We start from the raw sequence: 7,459 nt of genomic DNA, 5'->3' as shown, positions 1-7,459 counted from the left end.
TTCCTTGAGGGCGGACCGGACTGGAGCAAACCCGGGCGCATCTGCGTCGCGGGAACGTGTCACGATGTCTCGCTTCCGGTCCCGACCAACGCGCTGTTTGATCCCGTGAAAGCCTCCAGTCCGGCTGCGCGCGCGTCAGGCGGTGCGGCCCCGGCCGCTACGGCTGATCTTCGCCGCGACGAGATAGGACAGCGGCATCGCGACCACGAATCCGACGAGAGCCGCCAGCGGCAGATCCTTCATCGGACTCGCCACGAGCCCCTGAACCGTCAACAACGCCGTGACCGCGCTGCCCGCCAGCACCGTGCCCAGCATGACCCAGATGAGAACTGCGACCTTGAACATTTTTGATTCTCCGTCAGTCGGAAGCATCGATCCCTTGACGTCGAAATGCTCTGCCTGCCCTCTTCACGCATCATTGATTTGGAACAACCGGGCTCGACAAAAAGAGGGAGGAGCGTCGGCTCCTCCCGCTTTACTGATCAGTTGCGACCGCGCAGCAAGTGAACGAGCCGATACGGGCTTAGCGGCTCCCCGGCACGAAGTGATCGTGCTTGCTCACCGACGTACCGGTCGCCGGATCGGTGATCCGGATCTCGATGTCGACCGGCGCGGGCGGAAGATCCGGTCCCTTCGCCTCGATCGACATGCGGATCTCCCGCGTCTGATCCTGGCCGACATCGATCATCATGCGGCCGTCCTGCTCGCGCACCTCGCCGGCCACCGTCACCTTGGCGTTCGGCAGGCCAACGACGTCGAGCACGAAGTCGCGGGCGCCGCGCTTGTTGAGCAGGCGGACCGTGTAGTCGTTGCGGACACCGCCATCCGACAGCTGCACGAACAGCGGGTTGCGCTCGTGCAGGACATTGATGCCCATCGTGCCCCGCGTCGCCAGCGTGTAGAGCATGATGCCGCCGACGATCGCGATGAAGCTGGCATAGATGATGGTGCGCGGCCGGATGATGCGGTAGATCTCCGGCTTGCCTTCCTTGCGCCTCGCCACGTTGATGTCGGTGTCGTAGCCGATCAGGCCGGCGGGCCGGCCGATCTGCTTCATCACGGAATCGCACGCGTCGATGCACAGGCTGCACTGGATGCAGCCGAGCTGGATGCCGTTGCGGATGTCGACGCCGGTCGGGCAGACGTTGACGCATTGATGGCAGTCGACGCAGTCGCCGGCCGGCTCACCCTGCAGGCGCGCGGCGTCGGCCTTCTTGACCGACATCCGCGGCTCGCCGCGGTCGCCCTTGTAGGTGACGTTGAGCGCCCATTCGTCGGTCAGCGCCGCCTGGATGCGCGGCCAAGGGCACATGTAGATGCAGACCTGCTCGCGGGCGTGGCCGGCGAAGATGTAGGTCGTCGCGGTGAGGATGCCGATCCAAAGATACGCCGTGAACGGCGCCTGGAAGGTGGCGAGGTCCTTCACCAGGGTCGGCGCATCGTCGAAATAGAGCACCCAGGCGCCGCCGGTCCACCAGCCGATCATGATCCAGAGGACATGCTTGGTCGCGACCTTGCGGATGTGGCTGAAGGTCCACCCCCGCTTGTCGCCGAGCATGCGCTCGCGCCGGTCACCCTCGACCCAGCGCTCGACGGCGTAGAACAGGTCGGTCCACACCGTCTGCGGGCAGAGATAGCCGCACCACAGCCGTCCCGCCACCGCATTCATCAGGAACAGCGTCACCGCCGCGAGGATCAGAAGGCCCGTGAAGTAGTAGACCTCCTGCGGCCACAGCTCGATGAAGAAGAAGTAGAATCGGCGGTGCGGGAAATCCACCAGCACCGCCTGGTTCGGCATCCCGGGGCCGCGATCCCAGCGCACGAACGGCAGCAAATAATAGATGCCGAGCGTGATGCACAGGATCGTCCATTTGATGCGCCGGAAGCGGCCGTGCACGGCTGCCGGATAGACCTTGTCGCGCGCCTTGTAGAGCGGCCCGACAATGTAGGTTTCGCCCTGGTCAGCCATGATGCCCTCGCTTCATCCTCTTCTCGCCCCACCGCACCCTGCTCAGGAGAACGCGTTGCCGCTGCGCAGTCCCAGCTTCTTGAACACGATCGCAGCCGGGCAGAAGCCGGTGAACGACGCCTGGATCATGTTGAGGCCGGCGAAGGCCGTCAGCAGGAACCAGTACGGACTGACATACCAGCCGAGCGCGAGGCTGAGCAGGACGACGAACCCTGCGAAGGTGAGAACTGCTTTGTCGACGTTCATGGCATGGTCCCTCATCGTTGCATTTGAGCGTAATCAAGCCGGCGCTGCGGCATCATTGCCGCAGGCCGGACATCGTCCAGGCGACGATCCGTTGCGAGTCCATCGCACCCGAGATCCGCTGGAGCTCCCGGCCCTTCTGCAGCAGCAGCAGGGTCGGAATTCCGGAGATGCCGAGCTTCGCCGAGACGCCCGGCGCCTCGTCGGAGTTCAGCTTCAGAAGCCGCACGCGCGGCTCGAGCTCTTGGGCGGCGCGCGCGAACATCGGCGCCATTGCCCGGCACGGGCCGCACCAGGGCGCCCAGACGTCGACCAGCAGCGGCAGGTCGCTGTGCGCCACATGCCGTTCGAACGCCGCCTGGTCGACCTCGATCGGATGGCCGGAGAACAGCGGCGCGTGGCATTTGCCGCATTTGCCCTCGCTCGGCGCGCGGCCCACCGGCAGGCGGTTGATCTGCCCGCAATGGCCGCACACCAGTTGAAAGGTCTCGCTCATGTGCCTGTCCTGACTTCCTTGATCTTGGCGATGTTGAGCCGGTCGAGCAGGAACTTCTCGTAGAACGGCTCGGGCGTGCCGCGCTTCATCTTGCGCAGGAAATACTTCTCGAAGGCGACCTTGGCGTAATGCACCCACTCCCCCTTCGACGACCAGTTGACGTTGCGCGGCGGGATCTGCGGCTGGGCCAGGAAGGCGACGCCGGAATCGCCGAAGTCGGCGAGGCAGATCGCGTTCCAGGTCGGCTGCGACCTGGGCTCCTGGCCGCGCAGCAGCGCGCCGATGTTCAGGGCGGTCGCCGTGACCATCGACTCGATCATGAAGCCGGTCTTCGGCACGCCGACCGGCACCGGCGTCGGCCCGATCGGCGGGATCGCAACGCAGACGCCGATGGCGAAGACGTTGGGATAGGCCGGATTGCGCTGATGCTTGTCGACGATGACGAAGCCGCGCGGATTGGTCAGCCTGTCGATGCCCCTGACGGCGCCGACGCCGCGGAACGCCGGCAGCATCATCGAATAGGCGAACGGCAGCTCATGCGTCTTGCGCACCGAGCCGTCGTCGGCGACCTCCTCCACGACCATCCGTCCGTCCTCGACCTTCGTGACGCGGGCGCTGGTGATCCACTTGACGTGCTTCTCACGCATCTCGCTTTCGAGCAGTCCCTTGGTGTCGCCGACGCCATCGAGGCCGAGATGGCCGATATAGGGCTCGGAGGTGACGAAGGTCATCGGCACCTGGTCGCGCAGCTTGCGGCGGCGCAGCTCGGTCTCGAGGATGAAGAGGAATTCGTAGGCCGGCCCGAAGCAGGACGCGCCCTGCACCGCGCCGACGATGACCGGGCCTGGTTTCTCTGCGAGTTTGTCGAAGGCGGCCTTGGCATGGGCGGCATGGTCGACATGGCAGACGGACTGGGTATGGCCGTCGGGTCCGAGTCCGGGAATCTCGTCGAAAGCGAGCTCCGGACCGGTGGCGACGACGAGATAGTCGTAGGCAACCGTGGTGCCGTCGGAGAGCTCGACCTGGTTGTCGTCCGGATGAACGCGCCTGGCGCCCTGCGTCAGCAGGCGGATGCCCTTGCGCTGCATGACGTCGACGAGATCGATCTCGATATCGTCGCGCTGGCGCCAGCCCACCGCAACCCAAGGGTTGGACGGCACGAAATGGTAGGACGATCCCTGCGAGATGACGGTCACGCGATCCTCCTTTCGCATCTGGGGCAGCAATTCATAGGCCATCAGGGAGCCGCTCAGCCCCGCTCCGATCACGACAACGTCCGCCATTGGGTCCTCCATCGCCTTGTTCATTCTTGTTTCGCGCGGCCACGGCACCCCGGGCCGGCCTTGACTATATATTCGCATCTCCGTATATACGCAACTATGAAATTTGAAGCCGACACCATGGAAGCGGCGGCCGACCAGGCCAGCGATCTCTTGAAGGCGCTGTCGAACCGGCACCGGCTCCTGATCATCTGCCAGCTGGTCGACGGCGAACGGTCGGTCGGCGAGCTCGCGGCAATCCTGGGCCTGCGCGACTCGACCGTCTCGCAGCACCTCGCACTGCTGCGCAAGGACGGCCTCGTGACCGCCCGGCGCGACGGGCAGACGATCCACTATTCGATCACCAGCGAGCCGGCCCGCGAGGTCCTGAAGACGCTCTATCAGGTTTATTGCGCGACGCCGCCGCCAAAACCCGCATCGAGACTATGACCATTCGCTGCCCGCGGCTTGAGCAGCATCAAGCGGGAACCCGCACTCCGGTGGGATGTCTGGACCGCCCGTTCGGCTCGACCACCCGATTTGATTCAAGAGAGACAGGATGAGGCCAATGCGCAGATTATCGCTTTTGAGCTTGATCGCCGCGGTGAGCTGGCAGACGGGACCCGCCAATGCCGAAACGCTGACGGTGACCCCGCGTCAGGTCGCCGACGAGAAGGCAGTGTTCGCGACCGTGGAAAGCGTCAGCGTCGTTCCTGCGCGCGGTCGCATCGGCGGCACCATCGCGCAGCTCTCGGTGCGCGAAGGCGACCCGGTCAAGCGCGGCCAGCCGATCGCCCTGATCGGCGACGAGAAGCTGGCGCTGCAGCTCAAGTCGCTCGACGCCCAGATCGAGGCGCTGCAGGCGCAGGCCAACCAGGCGCAGATCGACTTCACCCGCACCGAGGGTCTCGTCGAGCGCGGCACCCTGCCCCGCGTCAAGCTCGACGAGACGCGCACCGCGCTGAACGTCGCGGAGAATTCGCTGCGGGCCAAGACCGCCGAGCGCGCGGTGGTCAACCAGCAGATGAGCGAAGGCCAGGTGCTGGCGCCCGACGACGGCCGCGTGCTGAAGAAGCTGGTGACGGTCGGCTCGGTGGTGCTGCCCGGCGATCCCGTGGTCACGGTGGCGCAGCAGAACTTCAAGCTGCGGCTGCGCGTGCCCGAGCGCCATGCTCTCTTCCTGAAGGCTGGTGACAAGATCCGTCTGGATGGCGCCGAGTTCGGCGAGAGCGGCGACAAATGGGGCGTGATCGACCTCGTCTATCCGCAGATCGAGGAAGGCCGCGTGGTCGCCGACGCGATCGTCCCCGGCCTCGGCCAGTATTTCGTCGGCGACCGGCTGCGGGTGTGGATCTCCGGCGGCCAGCGCGACGCCTTTGTCATCCCCGCCCGCTACGTCACCACCCGCTTCGGCATCGACTACGTCCAGCTGCAGCAGGGCTCGCAGCAGGTGAGCGTGCCGGTGCAGCGCGGCCGCGCGCTGCCGAGCGCCGATCTTCCCGACGGACTTGAAATCCTGTCCGGCCTGCGCGCCGGCGACCAATTGGTGCAGCCGTGAAACTCGGACTCTCAGGCAAGCTGACCCAGGCGACCATCGCCTCGCCGTTGACGCCGCTGTTCCTGCTGGCCTCGCTCGTCGTCGGCCTCATCGCCGTCGTCGTGATCCCGCGCGAGGAGGAGCCGCAGATCAGCGTCCCCATGGTCGACATCCGTGTCAACGCCGACGGCCTGCGCGCGCCCGACGGCGTCGAACTCGTGACCAAGCCGCTGGAGACGATCGTCAAGGCGATCGACGGCGTCGAGCACGTCTACAGCCAGACCGAGGATGACCGCGTCATGGTCACCGCGCGGTTCCTGGTGGGCACCAAGTTCGAGGATGCGATCCTGCGCGTCCACGAGAAGATCCGCGCCAACCTCGACCGCATCCCCGTGGGCATCCCCGAGCCGCTGATCGTCGGGCGCGGGATCAACGATGTCGCCGTCACCGTGCTGACCTTGTCGCCAAAGCCGGAGGCCGCCGAGCGCTGGTCCGACAAGGACCTCTATGAGCTGGCCGACAAGCTGCGCGCCGAGCTGACCAAGGTCGACAATATCGGCCTGACCTACATCTCCGGCGGCGGCGCCCAGCAGATCCGCGTCGAGCCCGATTCGGAGAAGCTGTCCCTGTTCGGTGTGACGTTGCAGCAGCTGGTCGCCAAGGTGAAGGATGCCAACCGCTCCTTCCTCGCCGGCGACGTCCGCGACGGCGGTACCGTCCGCAACGTCACCGCCGGCCAGACCCTGACGGGCATCCCCGACATCGGCCTGCTGTTGATCTCGAACCGCGACGGCCGCCCCGTCTATGTGCGCGATGTCGCGAATGTCGTCATCGGCCCCAATCTCGCCGAGCACCGCGTCTGGGACGACGCCCGCAACGACAAGGGCGACTGGCACCGCGTGCCCGCGGTGAGCCTTGCGCTCGCCAAGCGCGCCGGCGCCAATGCGGTCGTGGTGTCGCACGATATCGCGCAACGGCTCGAAGGACTGAAGACCACACTCATTCCCAACGACGTGGCCGTCACGGTGACGCGCGACTATGGCGAGACCGCCAATGAAAAGGCCAACGAGCTGCTGTTCCATCTCGGCCTCGCGACGATCTCGATCGTCGTGCTGATCGCGATCGCGATCGGCTGGCGCGAGGCCCTCGTCACCTTCGTGGTCATCCCGACCACCATCCTGCTGACGATGTTCGCCGCCAACCTGATGGGCTACACCATCAACCGCGTCAGCCTGTTCGCGCTGATCTTCTCGATCGGCATCCTGGTCGACGACGCCATCGTCGTGGTCGAGAACATCGCTCGTCATTGGGGCATGCGCGACGGCCGGCCGCGGCTGCAGGCCACCATCGAGGCGGTGGCGGAGGTCGGCAATCCGACCATCGTCGCGACCTTGACGGTGGTCGCCGCCCTGCTCCCGATGTTGTTCGTGTCGGGCCTGATGGGCCCCTACATGGCGCCGATCCCGGCCAACGCCTCGGCCGCGATGCTGTTCTCGTTCTTCGTCGCCATGGTCGTGGCGCCCTGGCTGATGCTGCGGCTCGCGCCAAAGCAGACCGCCGCCGCGGCCGGCGCGCATCACGACGCACATGGCGAGGGCCGGCTCGGCCGCATCTACCGCAGCTTGGCGCGTCCGATCGTCGCCAGTAAGCGCTCGGCGTGGATCTTCCTGCTCGGCGTCGGCATCGCCACGCTGCTGTCGATGACGTTGTTCGCGACCAAGTCGGTGACCGTCAAGCTGCTGCCGTTCGACAACAAGTCGGAGATTGCGGTGATGGTCGATCTGCCGGAAGGCGCGAGCCTGGAGGATACCGAGCGGACGCTGTTCGCCGCCGCCGACATCGCGCATCAACTGCCGGAGATCGCAAATCTGCAGAGCTATGCCGGTACGGCCGCACCCTTCAACTTCAACGGCCTCGTCCGGCACTATTACCTGCGCGAGCGCCCGGAGCTCGGC

At 65.9% G+C, this 7,459-nt stretch carries 8 protein-coding genes; 3 read left to right on the top strand and 5 right to left on the bottom strand.

What is annotated here, in order from left to right; translation table 11 throughout:
- Nucleotides 1-135: 135 nt before the first annotated feature.
- The 5 genes from BRAS3809_RS31235 to BRAS3809_RS31215 form a co-directional block, all read right to left on the bottom strand.
- Nucleotides 136-345 carry a hypothetical protein gene (locus BRAS3809_RS31235; RefSeq protein WP_008966008.1) on the bottom strand — a complete coding sequence of 70 codons (210 nt, stop codon included), beginning with the start codon at nt 343-345 and terminating at the stop codon, nt 136-138.
- A 178-nt stretch (nt 346-523) separates the two neighbouring features.
- On the bottom strand, nt 524-1,969 hold the full coding sequence (ccoG, locus tag BRAS3809_RS31230; protein ID WP_008966007.1) for a cytochrome c oxidase accessory protein CcoG: 1,446 nt from the start codon (nt 1,967-1,969) through the stop codon (nt 524-526).
- Nucleotides 1,970-2,011: 42 nt separating this feature from the next.
- Nucleotides 2,012-2,215: a YgaP family membrane protein gene (locus BRAS3809_RS31225; RefSeq protein ID WP_008966006.1), complete on the bottom strand. Its 204-nt coding sequence runs from the start codon at nt 2,213-2,215 to the stop codon at nt 2,012-2,014.
- A 52-nt stretch (nt 2,216-2,267) separates the two neighbouring features.
- Nucleotides 2,268-2,708, bottom strand: a complete 441-nt coding sequence (gene trxC / locus BRAS3809_RS31220) for a thioredoxin TrxC (protein ID WP_008966005.1) — start codon at nt 2,706-2,708, stop codon at nt 2,268-2,270.
- Complete coding sequence (locus tag BRAS3809_RS31215; RefSeq protein WP_035659720.1) at nt 2,705-3,991, bottom strand: NAD(P)/FAD-dependent oxidoreductase; 1,287 nt, start codon at nt 3,989-3,991, stop codon at nt 2,705-2,707. Before BRAS3809_RS31215 ends, trxC begins: the two co-directional genes overlap by 4 nt.
- A gap of 117 nt (nt 3,992-4,108) precedes the next feature.
- Here BRAS3809_RS31215 and BRAS3809_RS31210 point away from each other — a divergent pair, with 117 nt between their 5' ends.
- From BRAS3809_RS31210 to BRAS3809_RS31200, 3 genes are all read left to right on the top strand, one after another.
- Nucleotides 4,109-4,417, top strand: a complete 309-nt coding sequence (locus BRAS3809_RS31210; RefSeq protein ID WP_008966003.1) for an ArsR/SmtB family transcription factor — start codon at nt 4,109-4,111, stop codon at nt 4,415-4,417.
- A 118-nt stretch (nt 4,418-4,535) separates the two neighbouring features.
- Complete coding sequence (locus tag BRAS3809_RS31205) at nt 4,536-5,525, top strand: efflux RND transporter periplasmic adaptor subunit (RefSeq protein WP_008966002.1); 990 nt, start codon at nt 4,536-4,538, stop codon at nt 5,523-5,525.
- Nucleotides 5,522-7,459, top strand: a 1,938-nt coding sequence (locus BRAS3809_RS31200) for an efflux RND transporter permease subunit (RefSeq protein ID WP_035659717.1), incomplete at its 3' end; no start/stop codon positions are given. The genes BRAS3809_RS31205 and BRAS3809_RS31200, both read left to right, overlap by 4 nt.

Source organism: Bradyrhizobium sp. STM 3809 (assembly GCF_000239795.1).
In the GTDB taxonomy this organism is placed as follows: Bacteria; Pseudomonadota; Alphaproteobacteria; order Rhizobiales; family Xanthobacteraceae; genus Bradyrhizobium.
This window is presented reverse-complemented; position numbering and strand designations above follow the sequence as displayed.